This window comes from Streptomyces dryopteridis (assembly GCF_049606955.1).
Lineage (GTDB): Bacteria > Actinomycetota > Actinomycetes > Streptomycetales > Streptomycetaceae > Streptomyces.
Genome location: NZ_CP187113.1, coordinates 2,174,744 through 2,201,559, shown reverse-complemented (window position 1 = coordinate 2,201,559; position 26,816 = coordinate 2,174,744). Strand labels below are relative to the sequence as shown.

The following is a 26,816-nucleotide window of genomic DNA, read 5'->3' as shown; positions in this document are numbered from 1 at the left end:
GCATCAGCAGCTCCGGAGGGCGGTCATGACATCCGTCCTCGTCTGCGACGACTCCCCGCTTGCCCGAGAGGCGCTCCGACGGGCTGTGGCCACCGTGCCCGGCGTCGAGCGCGTGACCACGGCGGCCAACGGCGAGGAAGTCCTCCGCCGCTGGGGTGCCGACCGGTCCGACCTGATCCTCATGGACGTCCGGATGCCCGGCCTCGGCGGCGTCGAGACGGTCCGTCGACTGCTCTCGGCCGACCCCGGCGCCCGCATCATCATGCTGACCGTCGCCGAGGACCTGGACGGCGTGGCCCTCGCGGTCGCCGCCGGCGCCCGCGGCTACCTGCACAAGGACGCCTCGCGCGCCGAACTGCGGGCCACCGTGACCCAGGCCCTCGCCGACCCGACCTGGCGCCTGGCCCCCCGCCGGCTCCGCTCCGCCGAGATGGGCGCCGCGCCCACCCTCACCGCGCGCGAGATCCAGGTGCTCGAAGGCATGAGCCACGGCCGCTCCAACGCCGAGATCGGCCGCGAGCTGTTCCTCTCCGAGGACACGGTCAAGACCCACGCCCGTCGACTCTTCAAGAAGCTCGGCGCCTCCGACCGCGCCCACGCGGTCGCGCTCGGCTTCCGCTGGGGCCTGGTGCGCTGACCCGCGCACCGCACGGGACCCCGGGGGCACGCCCCCGGAGCCCGTCGACCGGGCCGCGCGCCCGGTCCCGCGGTCCCCGCCCCACGCGCGGCGGAGGACCACCGTCCTCCCCGGCCGTGCGCCACCGCACCGGCGGCACGGAAGGGGGGAGGGCCCAGGGGTACGGCGGGGCACGCGGGACGGACCGTCCCCGCCCCGCCCCCGAACCCCCGTCCGCCCGGCGCGCGCGACGCGCACGCCCGGGCACGGGTGCACGGCCGGCGGCAATCCGGCGCGCGTTCCGTGATTGAGGGGGCGCGAAACGGGGGACGCGAACGGGGGACGTGTCGCTTCGCCCCCGATGCCGCATCCTTGATGGTGTGAGGTTCCACGGGGACCATTCGGCCGAGCGGGAGGGGAGGGGCACAGACGATGTCTTCCGGCGCACCCGCTCATAACGCTTCGATGCACAACACGGACCGGGGTGCCACGAATCCCCCGCCACCCAGGCACCATGGATTGATGCGCGACGACGAGGCCCAGGGGCCGGCTTCGGCCACGGGCCCGGACGGCGCCCCCACCGGCGGTGCCGGCACGATCAGCGCCCTCGTGCGCCGCGCCGTCGAAGGCGACGAGCAGGCCACCCACGACCTGCTCGCCCACGTGCACCCGCTCGCCCTGCGCTACTGCCGCACCCGGCTCTCGCGGCTGCCCGGCGACGCCCGGCACTTCGTGGAGGACCTGGCGCAGGAGGTCTGCGTCGCCGTCCTCATGGCCCTGCCCCGCTACCGGGACACCGGCCGGCCCTTCGAGGCGTTCGTCTTCGCGATCGCCGCGCACAAGGTCGCCGACCTGCAACGGGCCGCGATGCGCCACCCCGGCTCCACCGCCGTCCCCTCCGACGAGATGCCCGAGCGGCCCGACGACTCGCTGGGCCCCGAGGAGCAGGCCCTGCTGAGCAGCGACGCGGCCTGGGCGAAGAAGCTGCTGGCGAACCTGCCCGAGACCCAGCGCGAACTGCTCGTGCTGCGGGTCGCGGTCGGGCTGACGGCGGAGGAGACCGGGCAGATGCTCGGCATGTCCCCCGGCGCGGTCCGGGTGGCGCAGCACCGGGCGCTCAGCCGACTGCGGGCCCTGGCCGAACAGTAGGCCGGGCCGGCGGCGGTTCGGCGTCGGCCCCGGTTCGGTTCGTCCCGTTCGGTCGGTGTTGCGGGGCTTCGGGGGCGTTTCGGCTCGTGGGAAGAGACGAAAAAGCCGGTCGATCTTGGTGGTGGAATGAGACGCCGGCCGGGGCCGTTAGCATGGACATCCGCGCTGAGCAAGACCATCCGGGAAGGTGTCATGACTGTCAACGGTGACGGAGTACCCGAGAAATTCGCCATGCTCGGGCTGACCTACGACGACGTGCTCCTGCTGCCCGGCTCGTCCGACATGGCCCCCGAGGAAATCGACACCTCTTCGCTGATCTCCCGCAACGTGCGGGTCAACGTCCCGCTGCTGTCCGCGGCCATGGACAAGGTCACCGAGGCCCGCATGGCCATCGCCATGGCCCGCCAGGGCGGCGTGGGCGTGCTGCACCGCAACCTGTCGATCGCCGACCAGGCCAACCAGGTCGACCTCGTCAAGCGCTCCGAGTCCGGCATGGTGACCGACCCGATCACCGTGCACCCCGACGCCACGCTCCGCGAGGCCGACGAGCTGTGCGCGAAGTTCCGCATCTCCGGCGTGCCCGTCACGGACCCGGCCGGCAAGCTGCTGGGCATCGTCACCAACCGCGACATGGCCTTCGAGTCGGACCGCAACCGCCAGGTGCGCGAGGTCATGACCCCGATGCCGCTGGTCACCGGCAAGGTCGGGATCACCGGCGTCGACGCGATGGAACTGCTGCGCCGGCACAAGATCGAGAAGCTGCCCCTCGTCGACGACGCGGGCATCCTCAAGGGCCTCATCACGGTCAAGGACTTCGTGAAGGCCGAGAAGTACCCGAACGCCGCCAAGGACAAGGACGGCCGGCTGCTCGTCGGCGCGGCCGTCGGCGTCGCGGGCGACGCCTTCGAGCGGGCCCAGGCCCTCATCGAGGCGGGCGTCGACTTCATCGTCGTCGACACCGCCCACGGCCACTCCCGCCTGGTCGGCGACATGGTCGCCAAGATCAAGTCGAACGCGTCGGTGGACGTCATCGGCGGCAACGTCGCGACCCGCGACGGCGCCCAGTCCCTCATCGACGCCGGTGCCGACGGCATCAAGGTCGGCGTGGGCCCCGGCTCCATCTGCACCACCCGCGTCGTCGCCGGCATCGGCGTCCCGCAGGTCACCGCCATCTACGAGGCATCGCTGGCCGCGAAGGCCGCGGGCGTCCCCGTCATCGGCGACGGCGGCCTCCAGTACTCCGGCGACATCGCCAAGGCCCTCGTGGCCGGCGCCGACACCGTCATGCTGGGCTCGCTGCTGGCCGGCTGCGAGGAGTCCCCGGGCGAGCTGCTGTTCATCAACGGCAAGCAGTTCAAGTCCTACCGGGGCATGGGCTCGCTCGGCGCCATGCAGTCCCGCGGCGACCGCAAGTCCTTCTCCAAGGACCGCTACTTCCAGGAGGGCGTGGGCGGCGACGACAAGCTCATCCCCGAGGGCATCGAGGGCCAGGTGCCCTACCGCGGCCCCCTGTCCGCCGTCGTCCACCAGCTCGTGGGCGGCCTGCGCCAGTCGATGTTCTACGTCGGCGGCCGCACCGTGCCCGAGCTCCAGGACAACGGCCGCTTCGTCCGGATCACCTCGGCGGGCCTCAAGGAGAGCCACCCGCACGACATCCAGATGACCGTCGAGGCGCCGAACTACTCGCGCAAGCACTGACGGGACGTGCTGTCGGTACGGGACGTACGGACAGCACGGACAAGCGGGCAGTACCGGCGGGCGGCCGTCTCTCGGCCCTCCGCACCGCACGGGGCGACCCCTCCACCCGGAGGGGCCGCCCCGTCGGCGTGCCCGGACGCGGGCGGGCTCGGACGGCTCGGGACGGGCGAACGGTTCGGCCGGCTGTCCGTACGGCGGTCACCAGAACGCGCGACTCCGGGCTTCGGGGATACTGGACGGGCAGACCCAGAGGAAAGGCCACCACACGTGACTGAGATCGAGATCGGGCGCGGCAAGCGCGGCCGCAGGGCGTACGCGTTCGACGACATCGCCATTGTTCCGAGCCGCCGCACGCGCGACCCGAAGGAGGTCTCGATCGCCTGGCAGATCGACGCCTACCGCTTCGAGCTGCCGTTCCTGGCCGCCCCCATGGACTCGGTGGTCTCCCCCGAGACCGCGATCCGCATCGGTCAGCTCGGCGGCCTCGGCGTCCTCAACCTCGAAGGTCTCTGGACCCGCTACGAGGACCCGCAGCCGCTGCTCGACGAGATCGCCGGCCTCGACGAGGCCACCGCGACCCGTCGCCTCCAGGAGATCTACGCGGCCCCGATCCAGGCCGACCTGATCGGGCAGCGCATCAAGGAGGTCCGCGACTCCGGCGTCGTGACCGCCGCCGCGCTCTCCCCGCAGCGCACCGCCCAGTTCTCCAAGGCGGTCGTCGACGCGGGCGTGGACATCTTCGTGATCCGCGGCACCACCGTCTCCGCCGAGCACGTCTCCGGCGCGGCCGAGCCGCTCAACCTGAAGCAGTTCATCTACGAGCTGGACGTCCCGGTCATCGTCGGCGGCTGCGCCACGTACACCGCCGCCCTGCACCTGATGCGCACCGGCGCGGCCGGCGTCCTGGTGGGCTTCGGCGGCGGCGCCGCGCACACCACCCGCAACGTGCTCGGCATCCAGGTCCCGATGGCCACCGCCGTCGCCGACGTGGCCGCCGCGCGCCGCGACTACATGGACGAGTCCGGCGGCCGGTACGTGCACGTCATCGCCGACGGCGGCGTCGGCTGGTCCGGCGACCTCCCGAAGGCCGTGGCCTGCGGCGCGGACGCCGTCATGATCGGCTCCCCGCTGGCCCGCGCCACGGACGCCCCCGGCAAGGGCAACCACTGGGGCATGGAGGCCGTGCACGAGGACGTGCCGCGCGGCAAGAAGGTCGACCTGGGCACCGTGGGCACCACCGAGGAGATCCTCACCGGCCCGTCCCACACCCCCGACGGCTCGATGAACCTCTTCGGCGCCCTGCGCCGCTCGATGGCCACCACGGGCTACAGCGAGCTGAAGGAATTCCAGCGCGTCGAGGTCACGGTGGCGGACTCCCACCACCGCTGACCCGGGCACGGCCGGCGGCACGGACATCGCCACCGGCCCGGCACGACACCTGGCGAACCACCCGGAGGGCCGGCCCCCGCACGCGAGCAGCGCGCGGAGGCCGGCCCTCCGGCATCGGCGGAGCGCAGGCGCAGACCCCCAAGCCCCACACGCTTCGCACGCCCCCTCCCCAAGACGGTCACTCTCGGTTACCTTCGATATGGGGGGAAGCGGGAGGACAGGGGAACGACGTCACGTGATGCGCCCGGGTGTGACGGGGGAGCCTCCGCGGCCGGGGCGCGCCCCGCTCGGGCGGGCGGCCCGGCCGGAGGGGAACGGACCGGGGTCAGTTGGCGCCGGCGGACTTGCGGGTGGTGGAGAAGCCGAGGTAGCCGCCGACCGCGATGAACAGGAAGTCCTTCAGGCCGAGGGACTCCTTCCAGATCTCCGTGACGGACGGGTCGAGGGCGAACATGTCGGAGAGGGAGAGGTTCAGCTCGTTCATGCCGACGAACACGACCGTGGCGAGCTGGCCGAGGACCACGGAGCCCGCGCTGACGATGGCCACGAGGATCGGCAGCACCGGGTTCGCGCCGCCGACCTTGCCCGCCACGACGCCCGCCGCGAGGCCGGCGAGGGCGGCGACGAGGCTGAACGAGTAGCCGGTCGCCCCCGCGATCCAGCCGTACAGCACGGCGAACACCAGACCGACGACGACCGCGCCGACCAGCGCGAGCGCGAAACCGGCCGGGGTGGTCGGACGCGGGGCGGGGGTCGGTTCGGCGGGCACGGCGTTCGCACCGGCGTCGCCGATCCAGGGGGACACACCGGGCGCGGGCTGCGGGCCCTGCGGGTGCTGCGGCGGCTGCTGGGCGAACGGGTTGCCGCCGGCCGCCGGTGCGGCTGGGGCCTGGCCGTAGGGCGCCGCCGCCGGCTGCGCCGGCTGTGCGCCGTACGGGCCGGCGGCCTGGGGCTGGGGGGCCTGACCGTAGGGGTTCTCCTGCCCGTACGGGGCCTGCGGGTGCGGCTGGGCGCCGTAGGGGTTGGGCTCGGGCGCGTGCGGGGGGAACTGCTGAGACATGGGATCCGCTCCAGGTACCGCGCCCGGCCCGCCATGTCGATGAATCGATGTTCCGAGTGTCGGACGGTGGTGGTACGTGGGCGCACGAAAGGTCGCACGTAAGTGCGAGATCAAGGGAGTCGCACGCTAGCAGCGGCCAGTGACAGCGGGGGAGGGATTTTCACGCCGGCACCCCGTTCCTGAGAGCCCCACCCGAAACCCGGGCCTTTGGCACCACCCCTCGGTCCCGACCACGTGCCGACGCCGGGCACCGGCCCGGGCCCTCAGTCCCCCCGCCCGCCCTCCAGCCGCCCCGGCCCTATCCGCCCTCTTGCTACGCTCCGCCCACCCCGAACCCTGGTGGAGCCGGAAATGTCGCGATTCCCAATCCTTGCGAGAGAGTCCCCCCAGCCCCACCAAACCCGCAGGTAAAAAGCCCTGCTCCCCGCGCACGCGGGGATGACCCCTTCGTGCCGGTGCACGGCCGGGACGGCAAGCCCCGCTCCCCGCGCACGCGGGGATGGTTTGCCTTGGTGGGTTGGCTACAGGCGGTACGCCGCGCCGGCCGGGGTGGCGCCTCGGGTGTCCATGAGGAGTTGGGCTTTTACCGCCAGGCCCTGGAGGTCGTACACGCGGTGGTGTTGGAGGAGGATCGTCAGGTCCGCTTCCGCCGCCGCTTCGTAGAGGGATTCCGCGCGGGGGATCGGGCGGTCGCGGACGCGCCACGCGGGGACGTGGGGGTCGTGGTAGCTGACCTGCGCGCCGAGGTCCATCAGGCGGCCGGCGATCTCGGGGGCGGGGGAGCCTTGGCGGTCGGCCAGGTCGGGCTTGTACGTGACGCCGAGGAGGAGCACGCGGGCGCCGCGTGCCGACTTGCCGTGTTCGTTGAGCAGGGTCGCCGAGCGCTGGATCACGTACTGGGGCATCCGGTCGTTGATCTCGCGGGCCAGGCCCACCATCCGCAGCGGGTGACCGGGGGTGCGGGTGGTGTGGGGGAGGTAGTTGGGGTCGATGGGTTCGGAGTGGCCGCCGACTCCGGGGCCGGGGCGGAAGGAGTGGAAGCCGTAGGGCTTGGTCTCGGCGCAGCGGATCACGTCCCACAGGTCCACGCCGAGGTCGTGGCAGAGCACGGCCATCTCGTTCATCAGCGCGATGTTGACGTGCCGGAAGTTGGTCTCCAGCAGGTGCACCGTCTCGGCCTCGCGCAGGCCGCGCGCGCGGACCACCTTCTCCGTGACGCGGGCGTAGAACGCGGCGGCGGACTCGGTGCAGGCCGGGGTGAGGCCGCCGATCACCTTCGGGGTGTTGGCGAGGGTGTGCACGCGGCTGCCCGGGTCGAGCCGGACGGGGGAGTAGGCGAGGTGGAAGTCGCGGCCGGCGCGCAGGCCGGAGCCCTCTTCCAGCAGGGGCCGCAGGTGGTTCTCCGTCAGGCCCGGGTGGGCGGGGGATTCGAGGATGACGGTGGTGTGCGGGCGCAGCCGGGCGGCCAGGGCGCGGCCGGCGGCGGTGAGGGCGCCGAGGTCGGGGGCGCGGTCGGGGCCGAGGTGGACGGGGGCGCAGATGACGGCGGTGCGCACGCGGCCGAGTTCGGCCGGGTCGGTGGCGACGCGGAAGCCGGCGGCGGACATGCGGCGCAGTTCGGCGGCGGTGAGCGGGCAGTCGGGGGTGCCGGCGCGGAAGCCGGCGGACGGCGGGGAGTCGGCGGGGGTGCCGGGTTCGTGGCCGATGGTCTCGATGCCGGCGGCGACGGCGGCTTGGGCGAGCGGGAGGCCGAGGTGGCCGAGTCCGATGACGGCGAGGTCTGCGGGCATGGGTGCCGTCCCTTCCCTTCCCTGACGGGACACGGGTGGTGCGCGGTGGTGCGCCGTGGCGGGATGTGGCGCAATGTCAGACTAGGCGGTTATATGACCGTTATGCCGGATTGTGTGAAGATCTTCGTGTGTGGCGCCCCGGAGCGTCGGGCGGCCGTGGCCGGCGCGCCCCTCGCGCCCGCACACTGATGAACCCGTGCCCGAGCTCGCCCCCGTTCGGGCGTGGGGCCGACGGGACGGGGCAGGAGTGGGCAAACCTGGCCGGAGGGGGACCAGGCGCATCACCCCGCACCGTGCGACACCACCACACGGCGCGGCGGCTCGCGAAGCACAGCACGCACGTGACATCACGGGAGGCAGCGGTGAGGACAGCGACACTGGGACCCGCGCAGCGCGCCGAGGCGCTCGCCCGCATGGCGGAACGAGAACTCGACGTGCTCGTGGTCGGCGCCGGGGTGGTGGGCGCCGGCACCGCGCTCGACGCCGTCACCCGCGGCCTGTCCACCGGCCTCGTCGAGGCCCGGGACTGGGCCTCGGGCACCTCCAGTCGCTCCAGCAAACTCATCCACGGCGGCCTGCGCTACCTGGAGATGCTCGACTTCGCCCTCGTCCGCGAGGCCCTCAAGGAACGCGGCCTGCTCCTCGAACGCCTCGCCCCCCACCTCGTCAAACCCGTCCCCTTTCTCTACCCCCTCCAGGGCAAGGGCTGGGAACGCGTCTACGCCGGCACCGGCGTCGCCCTCTACGACGCCATGTCCCTCTCCTCCGGACACGGCCGCGGCCTGCCCACCCATCGCCACCTCACCCGCCGCCGCGCCCTGCGCGTCGCACCGGCCCTGCGCAAGGACGCCCTCGTCGGCGCCCTCCAGTACTACGACGCGCAGATGGACGACGCCCGCTACGTCACCACCCTCGTGCGCACCGCCGCCGCCTACGGCGCGAGCTGCGCCAACCGCGCCCGCGTCGTCGGCTTCCTCCGCGAGGGCGAACGGGTCATCGGCGCCCGGGTCCGGGACGTGGAGGCGGGTGGCGAGTACGAGATCCGCGCCAAGCAGGTCGTCAACGCCACCGGCGTGTGGACCGACGACACCCAGGCGCTGATCGGCGAACGCGGCCGCTTCCACGTGCGCGCCTCCAAGGGCATCCACCTCGTCGTCCCCAAGGACCGCATCCACTCCTCCACCGGCCTGATCCTGCGCACCGAGAAGTCCGTCCTCTTCGTCATCCCCTGGGGCCGGCACTGGATCATCGGCACCACCGACACCGACTGGGCCCTCGACAAGGCCCACCCGGCCGCGTCCAGCGCCGACATCGACTACCTCCTCGACCACGTCAACTCCGTCCTCGCCACCCCCCTCACCCGCGACGACGTGCAGGGCGTCTACGCCGGCCTGCGCCCCCTGCTCGCCGGGGAGTCCGACGCGACGAGCAAACTCTCGCGCGAACACACCGTGGCCCACCCCGTGCCCGGCCTCGTGGTCGTCGCCGGCGGCAAGTACACGACGTACCGGGTGATGGCCAAGGACGCCGTGGACGAGGCCGTGCACGCCCTCGACCAGCGCGTCGCCCCCTGCGTCACCGAGGACGTGCCGCTGCTCGGCGCCGAGGGCTACCGCGCCCTGTGGAACGGCCGGGCCCGGATCGCGGCCCGCGCGGGACTGCACGTCGTGCGCGTCGAGCACCTGTTGAACCGTTACGGATCCTTGACAGAGGAGCTGTTGGACCTCATCGCGACCGATCCGTCCCTGTCCGTCCCCCTGGCGGGCGCCGACGACTACCTGCGGGCCGAGGTCGTCTACGCCGCCTCCCACGAGGGCGCCCGCCACCTCGACGACGTGCTGACCCGCCGCACCCGGATCTCCATCGAGACCTTCGACCGGGGCACCGGATCGGCCCTGGAGTGCGCCGAGTTGATGGCGCCGGTGCTCGGCTGGGACGCCGAACAGACCGCCAAGGAGGTCGAGCACTACGAGAAGCGGGTGCAGGCCGAACGGGAATCCCAGCGGCAACCGGACGACCAGACGGCGGACGCGGCCCGGCTCGGCGCCCCGGACATCGTTCCGCTCTGAGGAACCGGCGGACCCGTGGCGCCCGTCCGTCGCGGAGTGAGGGAGAATGAGGCTTCGGCCGGGGCGGGTTGCGCCACGCCCGGGAGCGGGTGGCGGGCCGGTCGAACGCGATGGCGGCACGAGCGCAGAGGGGACCCATGTCTGAGCCGGAGCACACGAGCAGGCCGGTTCCCGGGGGGACCGGGACCCCGAACGAACCGGTGGACGCCGTGCCCTCCGACCGGACGCCCGGGGAGACCCGCGACGGCGACGGTGCGGACGGGGCGGACGGGCCGGGCGAGGTCGAGAAGAACGTGAAGGGCGCCGAACCGGAACGGGCCGCGAGCGAGGCCGCGAGCGAGGCCGAGGGTGTGGACGAGGCCGACGGCGTGGGCGCCGGCGCGGCCGGTGCCGTGGTCGACGACGTCGCCGGCGGCGCGGGTGTGCCCACGTCCACCGTCATGCTGCGCAAGGGCGCCGCCGACGCGCCCCGTGACACCCCCCGTGCGGGCTCGGGTGACGCCCGTCCCGCGCGTTCCGAGAGTTCCGAACGGGCCGAGCCGCAGGACGCCGTGCCCGCCGCCGGATCCATACCGTCCCAGGGACGCCGCCCCGCCGAGGCCCGGCCCGCCGAGGCCGCGCGGACGCCCGAGCCCGTGTCCTCCACCACCGGCGGCACCACCGTCGGCCGGCTCCTCGCCGGCCGCTACCGGCTCGAATCCGTCCTCGGCAAGGGCGGCATGGGCACCGTCTGGCGCGCCACCGACGAGACCCTCGGCCGGGTCGTCGCCGTGAAGGAACTCCGTTTCGGCTCCGGCGTCGACGAGGACGAGAAGCGCCGCCTGGTCACCCGCACCCTGCGCGAGGCCAAGGCCATCGCCCGGATCCGCAGCGGCGGCGCCGTCACCGTCTACGACGTGGTCGACGAGGACGCCCGCCCGTGGATCGTCATGGAACTCATCGAGGGCCCCTCCCTCGCCGAGTACATCCGCGAACACGGCCCGCTCAGCCCGCGCCGCGCCGCCGAGGTCGGACTCGCCGTCCTCGACGTGCTGAAGGCCGCGCACGACCAGGGCATCCTGCACCGCGACGTGAAGCCCTCCAACGTGCTGATCGCCGAGAACGGGCGGGTGGTCCTCACCGACTTCGGCATCGCCCAGGTCGAGGGCGACCCGTCCATCACCTCCACCGGCATGCTCGTCGGCGCCCCCTCCTACATCGCGCCCGAACGCGCCCGCGGCCGTCGCCCCGGCCCGCCCTCCGACCTGTGGTCGCTCGGCGGCCTGCTGTACGCCGCGACCGAGGGCCACCCCCCGTACGACAAGGGCTCCGCCCTCGCCACCCTCACCGCCGTCATGACCGAGCAGGTCGACCCGCCGCGCAACGCCGGGCCCGTCGCCGACGTGATCTACGGGCTGCTGCGCAAGGACCCCGAGCACCGTCTCGACGACGCCGGCACCCGCGCCCTCCTCAACACGATCCTCGCGCTGCCCGAACCCGGGCAGGCCCGGCCCGGGGCCGACGACGTGATGGACGCGACCCGCATGATCCCCATCGTCAGCGCCGTCGCCGCCGCCGAACACGCCGAGGCGCGGGCCGCGTCGAAGGCGGAGGCGAAGGCCAAGCGCGAACAGGAGCGCCGGGAGAGGGCCGAACGCGACCGGCGGGAGAAGGATCGTCGCGACAAGGAGGACCGCGAGAAGCGCGAGCGGGCGCGGGCCGCGCTCGCCGCCGCGCGCAAGGCGGCGGCCGGCACGGTCGGTGCCGTCGGCGCGGCGGCGGCCTCGGTGGGCGGCGCCACGAAGACGCCCGGCAAGACCCCGCCCGGTGCGGCCGAGGGCGTCGCGTCGCGCGAGAAGACCGGCGAGGGCGACGCGGGCGACCGTCCGACCGTGCTCACCAAGAGCGCCGGCGCGGGCACGGGCTCCGGTTCGGGCGCGGGCGCGGCTTCCGGCGCGGGCTCCGCCTCCGGTTCCGGCGGCGGCGCGGGCACGGGTGCCGGTGCGGGCTCCGGGTCCGGCTCCGGCCCGGGTTCCGAGGGCGGGGCGGCCGACGGGGGCGAGGCCACGAGCGCCGTCGCCACGAAGCCGCCGGGTCGGATCCGCCGCGTGGAGTGGACCCAGGCGCCGCTGACGGACGTGGTCGCCCGACGCACCCTCGTCCTCGTCGGCGTCGGCGTGCTCGTGGCCCTGGCCCTGGTGGTGTGGGGGATCGTCGCGGCCGTCTCCGGCTCCGACGAGGAGCCGGGCGGCGGCGGGAAGACCGACGGCAAGGGCGTCGTCAGCCCCGCGCCCGTCACCCCCGGCGGAGCTACGGGCGGCAGCCCCGCGCCGAACGGCGGCAACGGCGGCACCTCGCAGAAGCCGGGCACGACCCCGGGCACCGGAACCGGCGACGGCTCCGGTTCGGGCAGCGGCACCGGCGTGGCGACCCCGCCCGCGCTGCCGGCCGGCTACCGGAGCATCACCAACACCGAGTTCCGCTTCGGCGTGGCCGTGCCCGCCGGGTTCGAGCAGACCGGACGGGCGCTGGACTCCGGGGCCATATACAGCAAGGGCGGCGGCTACCCGCGCCTGCAGATCGACCACACCGACAGCCCCACGGGCGACGCCCGCCTCGCCTGGCTCAAGCTCGCCCCGGCCGTCGCCGGCAGCAGCAGCGACTACAAGCTGCTCGACGTGCGCCGCGTGAACTACCGCGACTACCCGACCACGGCGGACTGGGAGTTCGAGCGCACGGAGAACGGCAAGACCGTCCGCGTCCTCAACCGGGGCTTCAAGATCGACGCCAAGAACGGCTACGCGATCATGATCACGTGTGAGAAGAGCGCGTGGGACGCCGCCGACTGCGCCCAACTCCGCACCACCGCCTTCGACACCTTCCGCCCCCTGGGCTGAGCCCGGGCGGCCGGCCGGGCTCGGTCGGGCCCGGGCGTCGGCGTCGTCGGCGTCGGCTGTCGTATCGGTCGCGTCCGGAACGTCCCGAGCGAGGCGGACGGCCCGGACCCGGACCCCGCACGGGACGGCGTCCTTGAGGGTCGCCTCGTGCGCCTCCCGCTCGGCCAGGTCGACCTCGATCGCGACCGGCAGCGCCGGCATCGTGGGCTCGGTCTCCCCGTTGCGCACGGCGAAGAGCAGGTTGTGGCGGTAGGCCCAGGAGTCCCCGGCGGGCCCGTCGCGATCCACCGCCAGCCACGGGGCGTTCGTGACGGCGTGCGCCAGGGCGAGCCGGACCTGATCCCGGAACGCCCTCGCGACGAGCTCCGTCCCCGACATCCCCGACACCTCGCGCACGAGGCCCTCCAACTCGGCCACCAGGGCGTCGAGCCGGCGCGGGGCGGTGCGCAGCCTTCGGGCGAGGAGGCCCGGGACCCGCCCGCCGAGCACCTCGGCGGCGGCCCGCGCGGCCGTCTCCACGTCGAAGTCCAGGGTGTCGGGGTCGACCGCCGCGCGGAACACGCCGGTCAGGGCCCGGGCCTGGGCCAGGTGCTCGGGATCGGGGCACGGTCCGTGCGCGCGGGTCGGGGGCTGCCGGGTGCCGAGGTGTTCGGGGTGGGTGTTTCACGTGAAACACGCACCAAGGCGCGTGTTTCACGTGAAACACCCATCGCCGTCCCGTGTCGCGAGGAAGGAACCAACCGTGGAACTCCCCGTTCTGATTCATCGCGCCCGGCTCGGGGCCGAGGAGTTCCGGGTGATCCGGCCCGCCCGCGCCCTGCCCGAGGCCGAACTCGTCGCCGGCCCGCTCGGCTTCGACCTGTGGGTCGATACGGACGCCTGCCGCGTGCTCGGCGGGTTGTGGCTGCTCGCGGCCCGTTCCCCGCGTTCCCTCGTCCACGTCCCGCTGCGCTCCGGATGGGCCTCCGCGCCCGGTGACGGCCCCCGGGCCGACCTGGACCTCGTGCTCCTGCACCATTCCCTCCGCTTCGCCCCCTCCCGGTGGAAGGCCCTGCGCTCCCGGCTCGACGCCGGGCGGCCCACCACTGCCCGCCTCGGCCGGGGGAACGGTGGTGTCCCCGAGCCGCACCGGCGGGAGAACCGGGACCGGTTCGTTCAGCACGAGCACGCCGAGACCCTGTTCATGACCGGCAGCGCGCCGGTCTTCCGTGAGACCGCCCGGCATTTCCTCGACCTGGTCCACGAAGGCCCCGCCCACGCCCGCGCCGGGGCCCCCGGGCACGCCTGCGCGCGCTTCCACTCGGCGGACGGCGTGCTCGCCCGGGGCGCCGCCGAGATCCACGTCGTCCACGTTCCGGACGGGAGCGAAGGTCCCGCGAACGGGTGACGGGCACGTTCCCGCACGTCGGCGCGGGTGCCCGGGGGAAACGGGCGCGGGAATCGGGGCGGACGCGGTTCGGGGGGCCGTCGGGGCGGGCAGGGACAAGGGAGGAATCCCGCCCGGTCCGCACGGGTTCGGGCGGGGGCCACACGGTTCGCACGGCTCGTTCGCACGGGTTCGCACGGGCCTCGCGGTGCCCGGGACGCGGGCGCCCCGCGCGTCGTATCGTGTCGGGCGGGCCGTGGCAGGGGGCCGTCGGACAGCTCAGGGGGTGAGCGGCGGGTGCAGGAGTACGCGGGACGGATCCTCGCGCAGCGCTACCGGCTGCCCGTGCCGCCCTCCGACGACTGGGACCTCGTGGAGACCCGGGCCTTCGACACCCGGACCGGGCAGGAGGTGCTGATCCGTCAGGTGCCGTTGCCGGAGGTCGTGGACGCCGAACTCCCCGACGGGCGCCGCCCCGGACCGGCCGACGACGCGGCCGTGAGCGCGCTGCCCGCCGTGCGCCGGGCGATCGCCGCCGCGCAGGCCGCGGCGCAGGTTCCCGAACACCCCCGGCTCGACCAGGTCTTCGACGTGTTCGCCGAGGGCGGCTCGCTGTGGATCGTCAGCGAACTGGTGCCGGCCAGGCCGCTCGCCGCGCTGATCGCCGACCAGCCGCTGACGCCGTACCGGGCGGCCGAGGTGGCGGCCGACGTGCTGGGCGCGCTGCGGGTGTTGCACGTGCAGGGGTGGACCCACCGGAACATCACCACGCGCACCGTCCTTGTCTGCGACGACGGCCGGGTCGTCCTGACCGGGCTCGCGGCCGGGGCCGCCGAGGACGCGTTGTGCGGGTACGACCCCGTGCCGCGGGAGGGCGAGGAACCCGACCGCGAGCCGGACCGGGGCCCGTGGGCCGACGGTGGTGTGGGCGGCGGGGTGGGCGGCGCGGCGGGTGCGGGTGGCGGGGCCGGGGCCGGTGGCGGTGGCGGTGGTGCGATCGGTTTCGGCGGTGAGCAGGTCCGGCCGGCGCTGCCGGCGACCGAGCCCGGCCCGGTGCCCGCCGGTCTCGGCGGCCACCCGGACGCGGGCGAGGCGACGCGGGTGTGGTCCCCGGGCGGTGCGGGCGACGACGGACGCCCCGGGCGAGGCGACGCGGCCGGTACGGACCCCGGCGGTGGTGTCGGTGGCGCGCCGGGTGCCGAAGCGAACGGCACGGCGGGCCCGGGCCCCGGGCGGGTCTCGGCGGCCGACGCGGGCACGGGCGGGGCGAGGGTGACGGTGCGTGCGGACGGTGGGCGCCCGCCCGTCCCCGCGTTCGGCGTCGTGCCCCGCACCGGCCCCGACGGCGGCCCGTCCGCGTCGGGGCGCGGGAGCCCGGGCGGGCTCGTCTACCGCGACCTGATCGACCCGGCGGCCTCCGAGGCCGTCCCGACGGCCCCGGAGACGGCTCCCGCCGCCACCGGCACCGGCTCCGGGTTCCCCGAGCCGGGCGCGGCGGTGCTCGCGGCGGCCCGGGCCATGGCCGTGGCCGCGCACCGGGCCGGCACCAGGGCCGCCGAACGAGCGGTCCAGGAGGGTGCCCCCGACCGCCCCTACGGCTCGACCACCCCCCAGGACTACGCCTTCCCGTACGGCGCCCCGCCGCAGCCCGCCCCGACCGGCCCGGGCCGCACGGTCCCGCCCGCAGCCGGCCCGGACGGCACGCGGACGTCGCCCGCCCCGCACCCGACGAGTGCCGCACGCGGACCGGGCGCGCCCGGCAGCCCGGACGGAACGCGATCGTGGCCCGCCGGCGAGGGCCCGGCGGGCACGGGCGGGCCCGGCGGCCCGGACGCCACGCGGTCGTGGTCCGCTGCCGACCGGACGGACGGTGGCGCGGACGCCGGCACGGGGGCGTGGCCGGCCGCCGGCGAGCGCGGCGGCGAGGAACCCACACGTGCGTGGTCCGCCGACGGCCTCGTCGCGGGCGGCGGTGCCGGGGTGTGGCCGGCGGGCGGCCGGGGTGCCGACGAACGCGGTGGGGCGGATGCCACGCGGGCGTGGTCCGCCGACGATCTCGTTGCCGGTGGTGGTGAGCGTGGTGCCGCCGACGGTCGTGCGGGGGTGTCGCCGGGCGGTGAGCGGGGTGGTTCGGAGGGGGCGGACGTGTGGTCCGCCGGTGGTTCGGTGGGTGGGCGGGCCGGCGAGGGTGCCGCGGGTGGGCGTGGGGTCGGGGACATGGAGGCCACGCGGGTGTGGTCCGCCGAGGAGTTGGCGGGGCGCGTCGGTGGCGGGGACGGCGGGGTGCGGCCGGGGGAGTCGCGGCCGTACGGGGTCGGGGACGAGACGCGGGTGTGGTCGCTCGGCGGGCCCGAGGCCGCACCGGACGCGGACGCCGTGGCCCGCGCGCGGGCCGCCGCCGCGGCCGCCGCTGCCGCCGACGGGGCCGTGCCCTGGCACGGTGTCGGTCGGCGTCGCCCGGCCGTGGAGCGCCGACTGCCCGAGGAGTTCGAGCCGGGCGCCGCGGCGGAGCCCCGTCGACCGGTCGCCGGGCTGCCCGCCGGGCTGACCCTGCCCGAGGGCTTCCAGCGTGCCGTTCCCGACGAGGGCCCCGACGGTTCGGGCCCCGGGGCGGGTCGAGCGGCGGCGGGGCCTGCCGGGGCCGGTGTGGTGCCCGGGCCGCGTGGTGCGGTGTCCGCCGTTCCGCCGGCGCCGGTGCGCGCCGACCGGCGGTCGGGCGACGGGGTCGTGCCGGGCGTGGCCGCACCGGTCTCGGGCGCGGGTGAGCCCGGGGTCGAGCGGCATGCCCGCGCGGCCGATGGCGGGCACGGGGCCGGGTGGGACGAGCCCGCGGGGGCCGAGCCGCTCGTGCGGCCCCCCGACACCCCCTTGGACGCCGAACGGGCCCGGCTCACGCGGATGGCCGTCGTCGGCCCCGTGACCGAGCGGTGGGCGCCCGAGCAGGCCGCCGGGCCGGTGCGCGGGAACTGGCAGCTCGCCGCGCCCGTCGGCCCGGCCACCGATCTGTGGGCCCTGGGCGCTCTGCTGTACCGCGCGGTGCAGGGGCACGCCCCCTACCCGGAGGACGACGTCGCCGAGCTGGTCGACATGGTGTGCACCGAGCCGCCCGCGTTCGCCGAGGACTCCGGCCCGCTGCGGCCGATCGTCGAATCCCTGCTGCGGCCCGATCCGATGGACCGGCCGGAGGTCGAGGAGCTGCGCGGCTGGCTGCGCTCGCTCGTGCGGGCCGCGCCCGAGCCCGGCAGCGCGGAGTGGGCCGCCGGGCAGCCCGACGCGGATCCGGCCAGGTTGCCGGAGGTGCGCCGGCGCGGCGAGTTGCGGCACGGCCGGCACCGCACGGGCGGGCGCGCGGGCGGCCGGTTCGGTTCCCGGGGCGGACGCTCCGGGCGTGGCGCGAACGGGTCGGCGGCCCCGGCCCGGACCGGTCCGGCGGCGGATCCCGACGAGGGCACGGATTCGCTGTGGGTCCGGCCGGGCGTCGGCGACGGCGCGGGTGAGCCGGCGCGGCCGGCGCTCCCGGACGCCGCGCGGGCCTCCGGGCACGGGACGCGGGAGTTGCCCGTGCCCCCGTTCGGTCTCGAAGTGCGCGGCGGGCACGGCGCGGACGCCGGGACGGACACGGGCCGGGACGTTGATCGGGACGCCGATCGGGACGCCGCTTTCCGGCGGCCCGGGACCGGTCTGCCCGATCACCGGCCGTGGGAGCGCGAGCCGTACGCCGATCCGTTCCCCGACCACGGCCGCGCCCCTGTCCCCGCGCCCGGCCCCGATCGCACCCCCGATCGCGACTTCGGCCGTGACGGGTACGACGACGGTCGCGGCGACGGGTTCGACACGCGCCGGTTCGCCCTCGACCTGCCCGGCGCGCACCTCGGCGCCGCCGGTCACGCGGGCGCCCCCACCGACCACGACGAGGACCTCGACTTCGGCCACGACGCCGACGTCGACCCGCCCGCCCGGTCCGCCCGGACCGGCCGCCGCACCCGCCCGCCGAAGCCGCCCCGCGCGCCCAAGCCGCCGCGTGCCCCGCGCGCCGTTCGCGCGCCCCGCGCCGGGGGCCGTTCGCGGGGCCGGCCGGTACTGCTGGGGCTGGTGCTCGCGCTCGCCGGCGCGGTCGTCTTCGCCCTGTTCTCGCTGGACTTCGACGCCGCCGACCCGAACCCGGCCGGCCGCACCGGCGCGCAGGCACCCGCCGCGCCCACCCCCGCCGCGCCCGCGCCCGGCTCCCCGAAGGCGTCGCCCTCGAAGGGCCCGGCGTCCCCGCCCGCCGCCCCGCCCGCGTCCGGGGGGCCGCAGACCACCGCGCCCGCCGGCTACACCGCACAGCAGGACCCGGAGGCGTTCTCGATCCTGGTGCCGTCCGACTGGAAGCGCAGCGGCATCAACGACATGGGCCAGGTGCGGTTCTCCAACGGCGACTACACCCTCGTGGTGGTCCCGGGCCGGGACCCGGTGCGCGGGAACCCCGACCCGTTGACGTACCAGAAGGACACCGAGCGCGAGCTGGACCCGGTGCGCAGCACGAGTTGGACGACGACGGCCGGGGTGCGGTCCACGAAGGTGGGGCAGACCATCAGCGCCGAGGGCACCTACACGTGGATCGACGGCGGCGGCCGGGTGGTGTACGCCCGCAACCACGTCGTGGCCCTGGGCGGTTCGTACCACGTGGTGCTGGTCCTGGGCCCGCAGGACGGCATGGCGAAGGTGAACGAGGTCGCCGAGAAGGCCACGTCGAGTTACCGCCCGGGACGCTGAGCGCACGCACGCCCTCTGTGACGGTCCGTCAATCCGGCGATTCGGTCACAACCCGCCCCCCGGGCCCCCGTTCGAGTGCCGAACACCCCCCTGGGCTCCTTAGGCTGGCGCGGGGAATCCCGGCAGGAGCGGCAGGACGGCGTGGACGAGATGACACAGGCGGGCGGGAGCGGGAGCCGGGCGGCCGGCGACACGGGCGAACCGCTCGCGGGCCGGTACCGGCTGCTGGAGGCGATCGGCCGGGGCGGCATGGGCCGGGTCTGGCGGGCGCACGACGAACTCCTGCACCGCACGGTCGCCGTCAAGGAGCTGACCGCCGGGCTGTACGTCACCGAGGCCGAGCGGGCCGTGCTGCACCAGCGCACCCGCAAGGAGGCGCGGGCCGCCGCCCGGATCGCGCACCCCTCGGTGGTCACCGTGCACGACGTGTTCGCGCACGACGAGCGGCCGTGGATCGTCATGGAGTACATCGACGGGCCCTCGCTGGCCGACGCCGCGAAGGCCGCCGGGCGGATCGAGCCGCGCGAGGCGGCCCGGATCGGGCTGCACGTGCTGGGCGCGCTGCGGGCCGCGCACGCGGTGGGGGTGCTGCACCGGGACGTGAAGCCGGGCAACGTGCTGCTGGCGCGCGACGGGCGGGTGCTGCTCACCGACTTCGGGATCGCGGCCATCGAGGGCGACACCTCGATCACGCGGACCGGGGAGCTGATCGGTTCGCTGGACTACCTGGCGCCCGAGCGCGTCAACGGCGGGGACCCGAACCCGGCGTCCGACCTGTGGGCGCTCGGGGCGACGCTGTACACGGCGGTGGAGTCGCGGTCCCCGTTCCGCCGGACCTCGCCGCTGTCGAGCCTTCAGGCGGTGGTGACGGAGGAGCCGGCGGAGCCGACGCGGGCGGGCGCGCTGGGGCCGGTGATCACGGCGTTGCTGCGGAAGGACCCGGACGCGCGGCCGACGGCGGCCGAGGTCGAGCAGATGCTGATCCAGGCGATGGAGGGCCGGGCCCCGCGCACGGCGCACGCGTTCGTGCCGACGCAGGTGCTGGCCCCGGACGCGCTGGGAGACCCGCGCGACACGTTCGGCACGCAGGGCACGCGGGACTCGTACGGCGCGCGGGACCCGTACGGCGCGGGCGGGGTGAACGGCGCGGGCGGGACGGGTGACAGCGGGTCGGCCGGCGCGGTGCCGGATCCGGGGCGCGGCCGGCCGGCGATGCGCGGCCCGTACGAGGCCCCGCCCGCGACCGGGCACGAGGGCGGCGCGTACGGATCCCCGTACGCCTCCCCCCAACGCCCCGAGGGCGGCGATGAGAGCAGCCTGTACGGGTCCCCGTACGCGTCCCCCCGCGATCCCGCGGGCGGCGACGCGGCCGGCGCGCCGGGCGGGGCCTTCGAGGGCTTCGGGGCCCGGGCGGACGGCGCGTCCGCGTACCGGCCCGAGCCCGCCCCCACTCCCGCCCCCACGCCCACGTCCGCGGCCGTCCCCGTGCCGTCGTCCGGGCCCGCTCCCCTGTCCGGCCCGCCCGTGCCCTCCCGCACGGCGTCACTGCCCGTTCCGCCGGTCGGCGTCGGGGCCGCCGTGACGGCCGTCGCGGATCCGCCGGCCGGGGTCGTGGGTCGGGCCCGTCCCGGCGCGCCCGGGCGGGTGCGGCGGGCCGCGCTGGTGGCGTTGGTGGCCGCCGTGCTCGGCGGGGCCGGCGCGGTCGGCGTGCTGAAGTACGCGGACGGCACGGGGGAGGCGGACCGGACCACCGCCGACGCCCCCGACCGCACCGACACCGAGGGCGCCGCCGGCGACCCCGCGTCCACCGCGCCCTCCGCCGGCGCGCGGGCCGTGCCGCCGGCGGGCTGGCGGGAGGTGCGGGACCCGGCCGGGTTCACGCTGTTCGTGCCCGAGGGGTGGACGCGGAAGGTCGAGGACGGGCAGATCGACTACACGCCCGACGGCGGCCGGCACCGGATCCGCGTCTCCGCCGACCCCGCGCCCCGCCAGACCGACCCGTACGCGCACCTGCTGGAGTTGGAGCGGCAGATCAAGAGCCGGGTGCCGGACTACCGGCGGGAGCAGTTGTACCCGAACACCTTCCAGGGCCGACGGCAGGCCGGGAGCTGGGAGTTCGCGTGGACGGAGCGGACCTCGTTCCCGGGGCCCCGGCGCGGGGTCGAGCAGATGTGGCTGGCGGCGGACGGCACGGAGTACGCCGTGTTCCTGTCCGGTCCGGACGGGGACCCGCAGGTCTCCCGATCGGCGCTGGACACCGCGCTGCGCGGATTCCGCCCCGGCACCTGACCCGCCCACCCGACCGTCCGGCCACCCACCCACCCGCCCGACCGTCCACCCGCCCGCCCCGCCCGGCGGAATCGCGCCACCGTGCCAGTGAACGCCGGCGGAAACGTGAAATCGGGTTACCGGCGGGTACCCAAATCGGGGGCGCGCGCAATACGCTCGACGTCATGACGGACTCGCAGGCCCCCGCTCCCGCCCTCGACGCCCAGCCGCGACCCACCAACCCGGTCGCCCCGACCCCGCCCGGCGCGCGCACCGCCGCCGACGTGGTCACCCCCGACCTGGTGGCCCGGCTGACCCGGGACGTGATCGGTTCCGGCCGCACCGCCAACCACACCCCCCTCACCGGGGAGCGGCTGGCCGAACTGCCCGAGTCCACCCCGGAGGACGTGGCCACGGCCTTCGTCCGCGCCCGCGCCGCCCAGGCCGCGTGGGAGGAGGTCCCGGTCAAGGCCCGCGCGGCCGTCCTGCTGCGCTTCCACGACCTGCTGCTGGCCCGTCAGGGCGAGGTGCTGGACCTGGTGCAGCTGGAGACCGGCAAGGCCCGGCTGCACGCGCACGAGGAGGTGCAGGCCGTCGTCGTCGCCGCCCGCCACTACGGCCGGCGCGCCGCCGCCTACCTGCGCCCCAAGGGCCACACGGGGGCCGTCCCGCTGCTGACGAAGGTCACCGAACTGCGCCGCCCGCGCGGGGTCGTCGGCCAGATCGCGCCGTGGAACTACCCGCTGGAGCTGTCCGTCGGCGACGCCCTGCCGGCCTTCGTCGCGGGCAACGCGGTCGTCATGAAGCCCGACACGGAGACCGCGCTGACCGCCCTGTGGGCCCGTGACCTGCTGATCGAGGCCGGGCTGCCCGCCGAGGTCTTCCAGGTCGTGCTGGGCGAGGGCCCCGTCGTCGGCCCGGAGCTCGTGCGGCACGCCGACTACGTGTCCTTCACCGGCTCCACCCGCACCGGCCGCGAGGTCGCCCGGGGCGCCGCCGAACGCCTCGTCGGGGTCTCCCTCGAACTCGGCGGCAAGAACGCGATGCTGGTGCTGCACGACGCGGACGTGGAGAAGGCCGCGCAGGGCGCCGTCCGCGCCTGCTTCTCCTCCGCCGGCCAGCTCTGCATCTCCATCGAGCGGCTGTACGTGCACGAGTCGATCGCGGACGCCTTCGTCGAACGCTTCGTGGCCCGCACCCGGGCCATGCGGCTGGGCGGAGCCCTGGCCTACGGCGCCGACATGGGTTCCCTGGTCGGCGAACGGCAACTGGAGACGGTCCGCCGACACATCGAGGAGGCCGTGGCCAAGGGCGCGACCGTCCTCGCCGGCGGCGTCGCCCGCCCCGACATCGGCCCCCTCTTCCACGAGCCCACCATCCTCGACGGGGTCGAGGCCCCGATGGCCGTGTGCGGGGAGGAGACCTTCGGGCCGGTCGTCTCGATCTACCGGTTCACCGACGAAGACGAGGTCGTCGACCGCGCCAACGCCACCGTCTACGGCCTCAACTCCAGCGTCTGGACCAAGGACTCCCGCCGGGGCCACGCCGTCGCGGCCCGGCTGCGCACCGGCACCGTCAACATCAACGAGGGCTACGCCCCCGCCTACGGCAGCGTGCAGTCGCCGATGGGCGGCATGAAGGACTCGGGGCTGGGCCGCCGGCACGGCTCCGAGGGCATCCTCAAGTACACCGAGGCCCAGACCGTCGCCCACCAGCGGATCCTGCCGATGGCGCCGTCCCTGGGCATGGACGACGCGGGCTACGCCGAGTTCATGAACCGCAGCCTGAAGGTCCTGAAGGCCCTCCGGATGCGCTGACCGGGGCCCGGGCCCGTCCCGGGACCCGCCGATCGACCGACCGTCCGACCGTCGGCGCCCGCCCATCGGGCGCCCGGCGGCGGTCCGGCCTGCCCGAGACCCGCAACCGACGCCCATGGGGAGGCGCGTGGTGTCGCACGACCAGTACGGAACGGACCGGCCGGACCCGACGCAGGGGACGGACCCGCGGCACGACACGCCACCGGCGCCCGGCACGGCCTCGGCGCCCGGCACGACACCGGCGCGCGACCCGCACGCCGGGGCTCCCACCGGGGCCCCCGCCGAGAGCGCGCCGCCCGCCCCGACCCTCCCCGACGACGCGGACTACGACTACGACGTGATCGTCGTCGGCTCCGGCTTCGGCGGCGCCGTCACCGCCCTCCGGCTCAGCGAGAAGGGCTGGCGGGTCGGCGTGCTGGAGGCCGGCCGCCGCTTCACCCGCGCCTCCCTCCCGAAGAGCTCCTGGGCCCTGCGCGACTACCTGTGGGCCCCGGCCCTCGGCCTCTTCGGCATCCAGCGCATCCACCTCCTCGGCAACGTGATGGTGCTGGCCGGCGCGGGCGTCGGCGGCGGCTCCCTCAACTACGCCAACACCCTCTACGTCCCCCCGGACGCCTTCTTCACGGACCGGCAGTGGGCCGACATCACCGACTGGCGCGAGGAGCTGACGCCCTACTACGACCAGGCCCGCCGGATGCTCGGGGTGCGCCTCAACCCCACCCTCACCCCCTCCGACGAGCACCTGAGGGCCGTCGCCGACAAGATGGGCGTCGGCGACACCTTCCACCTCGCGCCCGTCGGCGTGTTCTTCGGCGACGGCCGCGACGCCGAGGGCTCGCCCGGCGCCGAGGCCGCCCGCACCCACCCCGGCGGGGAGGTGCCCGACCCGTACTTCGGCGGCGCCGGCCCCAGCCGCCGCGCCTGCGTCGAGTGCGGCGAGTGCATGACCGGCTGCCGGCACGGCGCGAAGAACACCCTGAACGAGAACTACCTGCACCTCGCCGAACGCGCCGGCGCCGTCGTCCACCCGATGACCACCGTCACCGCGATCGGCGAACACCCCGACGGCGGGCACCGCGTCCGCACCGTCCCCACCGACCACCGCCGCGGCGGGCGCGCCCGCGTGCTCCGCAGCCGGCACGTGGTCGTCGCCGCCGGCACCTACGGCACCCAGACCCTCCTGCACACCATGAAGGCCAAGGGCGAACTGCCCCGGCTCTCGGCCCGCCTCGGCGACCTCACCCGCACCAACTCCGAGGGCCTCGTCGGCGCCCAGACCGACGACCGCCGCTATCGCCGCCGGCACGGGGCGGGGGCCCGCGCCGACTTCACCAGGGGCGTGGCCATCACCTCCTCCGTGCACCCCGACGCCGACACCCACATCGAGCCGGTCCGCTACGGCAAGGGCTCCAACGCGATGGGTTTCCTGACCGTCCTCCAAGTGCCCTTCCACCGGCACCGGGTCGCGGCCTGGTTCGCCCGCACCGCCGCCCACCCGCTCCAGTTCGCCCGGTCGCTGTCCAACCGCCGCTGGTCGGAGCGGACCATCATCGGCCTCGTCATGCAGTCCCTCGACAACTCCCTCACCACCCACCTGAGGACCGGCGGGATCGGCAAGGGCCTGCTGACGGCCCGGCAGGGGCACGGCGCGCCCAACCCCGTGCAGATCGAGGCCGCGACCCGCGCCGCGACCCTGCTGGCCGAGGAGATCAACGGCTTCCCCGGCAGCAACGTCGGCGAGCTCATGGGCACCCCGCTCACCGCCCACTTCCTCGGCGGCTGCCCGATCGGCGCGACCCCCGCCGACGGGGTCGTCGACCCCTGGCACCGGCTGCACGGGCACCCGGGAGTCTCCGTCGTGGACGGCGCGGCGGTCTCCGCGAACCTCGGCGTCAACCCGTCCCTCACCATCACCGCGCAGGCCGAACGGGCCATGGCCTTCTGGCCCAACAAGGGCGAACGGGACCCGCGCCCGGCCCCGGGCGAGGCGTACCGGCGGATCGCGGCGGTGGAACCGGTCCGGCCGGCCGTCCCGAAGGAGGCGTTCGGCGCGCTGCGGCTGCCGTTCCTGGCCGTCCCCCCGGTCCCGCCCCGCCACGAGGCCCCCTGACGCACGCCGGACGGCCCGCGCCCCCACCCCGTCCGACGGGGTGGGGGCGCGGGCCGTCCGGCGTGCGCGGGGCGGGCGCGGACCGGGGCCGCCGGTTCGCGCCCGCGGTCGGTCAGGCGGCGTCGCCGCCGGTGGAGCGACGACGGAACGCGAAGACCAGCGCGCCGCCGGCCACGACGATCCCGGCCGCGCCGAGCGCGAGCGGGACCACGTCGCTGCCGGTGTTCGACAGGCTGCCGTTCGGCGTCGTGTTGTTGCCGCCGGTGGCGCCGGTCGTGGCGCCGGTGCTGCGCGAGGCGCTCGGGCTCGCGGTCGCGGAACGGCTCGGCGTGGCCGAGACGCTCGTGGACGGCTTCGGGCTCTTCGTGCCGGTCGGGGCCGGGGAGGTGGTCGCGGCCTTCGTGTCGAGCACGATCGCGGCCGTGTCGTTGCCCGGGGTCCGGTCGAAGGCGGGCGCCTTGCCGGCGGCGTCGGTCACGTGGACGCTGCCGCCCTTGCCGCCGGCCTTCGCGTCGGCCGCCACGGACAGCTCGAACGGGAACAGCAGGTCCGTGCCCTCCTTGGCGAGCGGTCCGGTCAGGCAGCGGTAGAACGTCGTGCCGCCCTCGGTGACGGGGGCGCAGGCGGCGGGCTTGGTGTCCACGCTCACCCCGGCCGGGAGCACGATGTCCACGCGGGCCGCGGGGGCCCCGCCGACCGGGTCGCCGATCCACGCCGGGCCCGCGTTGTGGAACCCGAACGAGGCCCTCACCTTCTTCGCGCCGGGCACCCCGGTGACCTTGCCGGGCAGGGCCCGGAAGTCGGCGGTGTTGGTGGTCGCGAACTCGGTGCGGGCGCTCGCGCGCCAGGTCGCCGGCCCCCCGGGCGTCGTCTCGGCGGTGCGCGCGGCGCCCGCGTCGGAGCCCTTGGCGGTGGCCGTGAGCGGGGTCCCGGCGCCCTTCGCCGGGGCGACGCCCGCGCCGGAGGCGCCGGGGGCGGCGGACAGCTCGTAGAGGTCCGCGAACGCGTTCTTGTCCGTCTTCGCCGTGACCGGCTTGGTCAGCTCGTACACGGTGCCGGGCTTGAACGGCCCCTCCAGGGAGCAGACGACCGTGGTCCACACGTCCCCGGGCGTCGGCTTGCAGTTCGTGTACGTCTCGACGAGGTCCAGGCCGCGCGTGGTGCGCAGGGTCACGTCGACCTTGGCGAGCTCGGTCCCGCCCGCGTTGACGAACGTCGGCCGCAGCCGCGTCTCGGCCCCGGGCGGGGCCTGCGCGGGCTTGGCCTGCGGCGAGACGAGCAGCTCGGTCGCCCCGACGGTCAGCTTCGTGGTGGCGGGCTTGAACTTCTTGCCGGGGGCGGCGGCCGAGACCTGGAGGGGGAAGGTCTTGTCCTGCTTCTGGCCGATCAGCGCCAGCGTCAGCGATCGGGCGGTGGAGCCGGGAACCTTGCACGTGAGGACCGCGGGCGCGGACTTGGCGGGGTCGGCGGCCGTGACGGCGCACTTCTGCCAGGTCGCGGCGGGGTCGGAGGTGACGACGATGTCCTCGGCGCTCGGCAGGGGCACGGTGAAGACCAGTTCCTGGCCGGCCGCCTCGGCGGCCGAGAGGTTCGTGTCCACGGTGAGGTAGGAGGCGCCGCCGACGGGGCCTCCGGCCAGGCGTACGGCCTGCTGTTCCGGGGCGTGCAGGGCGAGCTCGGGCTCCGCCGCGAGGGCGGAGGGCGCGGTGGCCGCGCCCAGGATCACCAGGCCGGCCGCGGCCGACAGGGCCGTGATCTTTGTCATGCTCAGAAAGACTGTTGAGGCTACCGGTCAGTTGCGTGTCGGGTGGTGTGATCGAGGTCACGTTCCGGGGTGGGGCGACACGTGCAAC

14 protein-coding genes and 1 pseudogene are annotated in these 26,816 nt (G+C 75.6%); 11 read left to right on the top strand and 4 right to left on the bottom strand.

Annotation, left to right across the window (positions count from 1 at the left end; all coding sequences use genetic code 11):
• Window positions 1-25 precede the first annotated feature (25 nt).
• From ACN20G_RS09070 to ACN20G_RS09055, 4 genes are all read left to right on the top strand, one after another.
• Entirely contained in the window at window positions 26-637 is a 612-nt protein-coding gene (locus ACN20G_RS09070; protein ID WP_003948568.1) for a response regulator transcription factor, read from the top strand.
• 501 nt (window positions 638-1,138) lie between these two features.
• Complete coding sequence (locus ACN20G_RS09065) at window positions 1,139-1,765, top strand: sigma-70 family RNA polymerase sigma factor (RefSeq protein ID WP_424212232.1); 627 nt, start codon at window positions 1,139-1,141, stop codon at window positions 1,763-1,765.
• Window positions 1,766-1,957: 192 nt separating this feature from the next.
• Window positions 1,958-3,463 carry an IMP dehydrogenase gene (gene guaB / locus ACN20G_RS09060; RefSeq protein WP_424212231.1) on the top strand — a complete coding sequence of 502 codons (1,506 nt, stop codon included), beginning with the start codon at window positions 1,958-1,960 and terminating at the stop codon, window positions 3,461-3,463.
• A 267-nt stretch (window positions 3,464-3,730) separates the two neighbouring features.
• Complete coding sequence (locus ACN20G_RS09055; RefSeq protein WP_424212230.1) at window positions 3,731-4,852, top strand: GuaB3 family IMP dehydrogenase-related protein; 1,122 nt, start codon at window positions 3,731-3,733, stop codon at window positions 4,850-4,852.
• 325 nt (window positions 4,853-5,177) lie between these two features.
• Here the strand turns inward: ACN20G_RS09055 and ACN20G_RS09050 are convergent, their stop codons facing one another.
• Both ACN20G_RS09050 and ACN20G_RS09045 read right to left on the bottom strand, forming a co-directional pair.
• Window positions 5,178-5,912 carry a hypothetical protein gene (locus tag ACN20G_RS09050; RefSeq protein WP_424212229.1) on the bottom strand — a complete coding sequence of 245 codons (735 nt, stop codon included), beginning with the start codon at window positions 5,910-5,912 and terminating at the stop codon, window positions 5,178-5,180.
• Between the two features lie 521 nt (window positions 5,913-6,433).
• Window positions 6,434-7,702 (bottom strand): nucleotide sugar dehydrogenase, encoded by a 1,269-nt coding sequence (locus ACN20G_RS09045; protein ID WP_424212228.1) that lies wholly within the window; start codon window positions 7,700-7,702, stop codon window positions 6,434-6,436.
• 362 nt (window positions 7,703-8,064) lie between these two features.
• On the opposite strand from ACN20G_RS09045, the gene ACN20G_RS09040 reads away from it, so the two are divergent.
• Window positions 8,065-9,771 carry a glycerol-3-phosphate dehydrogenase/oxidase gene (locus ACN20G_RS09040; RefSeq protein ID WP_424212227.1) on the top strand — a complete coding sequence of 569 codons (1,707 nt, stop codon included), beginning with the start codon at window positions 8,065-8,067 and terminating at the stop codon, window positions 9,769-9,771.
• 209 nt (window positions 9,772-9,980) lie between these two features.
• Window positions 9,981-12,647, top strand: a complete 2,667-nt coding sequence (locus ACN20G_RS09035) for a serine/threonine-protein kinase (protein ID WP_424212226.1) — start codon at window positions 9,981-9,983, stop codon at window positions 12,645-12,647.
• A gap of 90 nt (window positions 12,648-12,737) precedes the next feature.
• Here the strand turns inward: ACN20G_RS09035 and ACN20G_RS09030 are convergent.
• A pseudogene (locus ACN20G_RS09030) lies at window positions 12,738-13,235 on the bottom strand (hypothetical protein); the annotation flags it as partial.
• A 154-nt stretch (window positions 13,236-13,389) separates the two neighbouring features.
• On the opposite strand from ACN20G_RS09030, the gene ACN20G_RS09025 reads away from it, so the two are divergent.
• The 5 genes from ACN20G_RS09025 (at window position 13,390) to ACN20G_RS09005 (ending at window position 24,963) form a co-directional block, all read left to right on the top strand.
• Window positions 13,390-14,034 carry a hypothetical protein gene (locus tag ACN20G_RS09025; RefSeq protein WP_424212225.1) on the top strand — a complete coding sequence of 215 codons (645 nt, stop codon included), beginning with the start codon at window positions 13,390-13,392 and terminating at the stop codon, window positions 14,032-14,034.
• A gap of 276 nt (window positions 14,035-14,310) precedes the next feature.
• A complete protein-coding gene (locus ACN20G_RS09020) occupies window positions 14,311-18,768 on the top strand; it encodes a hypothetical protein (protein ID WP_424212224.1) in 4,458 nt (1,485 codons plus the stop codon).
• A 150-nt stretch (window positions 18,769-18,918) separates the two neighbouring features.
• Window positions 18,919-21,057 carry a serine/threonine-protein kinase gene (locus ACN20G_RS09015; protein WP_424215438.1) on the top strand — a complete coding sequence of 713 codons (2,139 nt, stop codon included), beginning with the start codon at window positions 18,919-18,921 and terminating at the stop codon, window positions 21,055-21,057.
• 164 nt (window positions 21,058-21,221) lie between these two features.
• A complete protein-coding gene (locus ACN20G_RS09010; protein WP_424212223.1) occupies window positions 21,222-22,853 on the top strand; it encodes a succinic semialdehyde dehydrogenase in 1,632 nt (543 codons plus the stop codon).
• A 337-nt stretch (window positions 22,854-23,190) separates the two neighbouring features.
• Entirely contained in the window at window positions 23,191-24,963 is a 1,773-nt protein-coding gene (locus ACN20G_RS09005; RefSeq protein WP_424215437.1) for an FAD-dependent oxidoreductase, read from the top strand.
• A gap of 112 nt (window positions 24,964-25,075) precedes the next feature.
• Here the strand turns inward: ACN20G_RS09005 and ACN20G_RS09000 are convergent, their stop codons facing one another.
• Entirely contained in the window at window positions 25,076-26,728 is a 1,653-nt protein-coding gene (locus tag ACN20G_RS09000) for a hypothetical protein (protein ID WP_424212222.1), read from the bottom strand.
• Window positions 26,729-26,816: the final 88 nt, after the last annotated feature.

Bases quoted from the DNA above. Each gene is read 5' to 3' on its own strand.
- ACN20G_RS09070 (WP_003948568.1), top strand. From the start codon at position 26: ATGACATCCGTCCTCGTCTGCGACGACTCCCCGCTTGCCCGAGAGGCG.
- ACN20G_RS09065 (WP_424212232.1), top strand. From the start codon at position 1,139: ATGCGCGACGACGAGGCCCAGGGGCCGGCTTCGGCCACGGGCCCGGAC.
- guaB (WP_424212231.1), top strand. From the start codon at position 1,958: ATGACTGTCAACGGTGACGGAGTACCCGAGAAATTCGCCATGCTCGGG.
- ACN20G_RS09050 (WP_424212229.1), bottom strand. From the start codon at position 5,912: ATGTCTCAGCAGTTCCCCCCGCACGCGCCCGAGCCCAACCCCTACGGC.
- ACN20G_RS09045 (WP_424212228.1), bottom strand. From the start codon at position 7,702: ATGCCCGCAGACCTCGCCGTCATCGGACTCGGCCACCTCGGCCTCCCG.
- ACN20G_RS09015 (WP_424215438.1), top strand. From the start codon at position 18,919: ATGACACAGGCGGGCGGGAGCGGGAGCCGGGCGGCCGGCGACACGGGC.
- ACN20G_RS09010 (WP_424212223.1), top strand. From the start codon at position 21,222: ATGACGGACTCGCAGGCCCCCGCTCCCGCCCTCGACGCCCAGCCGCGA.
- ACN20G_RS09000 (WP_424212222.1), bottom strand. From the start codon at position 26,728: ATGACAAAGATCACGGCCCTGTCGGCCGCGGCCGGCCTGGTGATCCTG.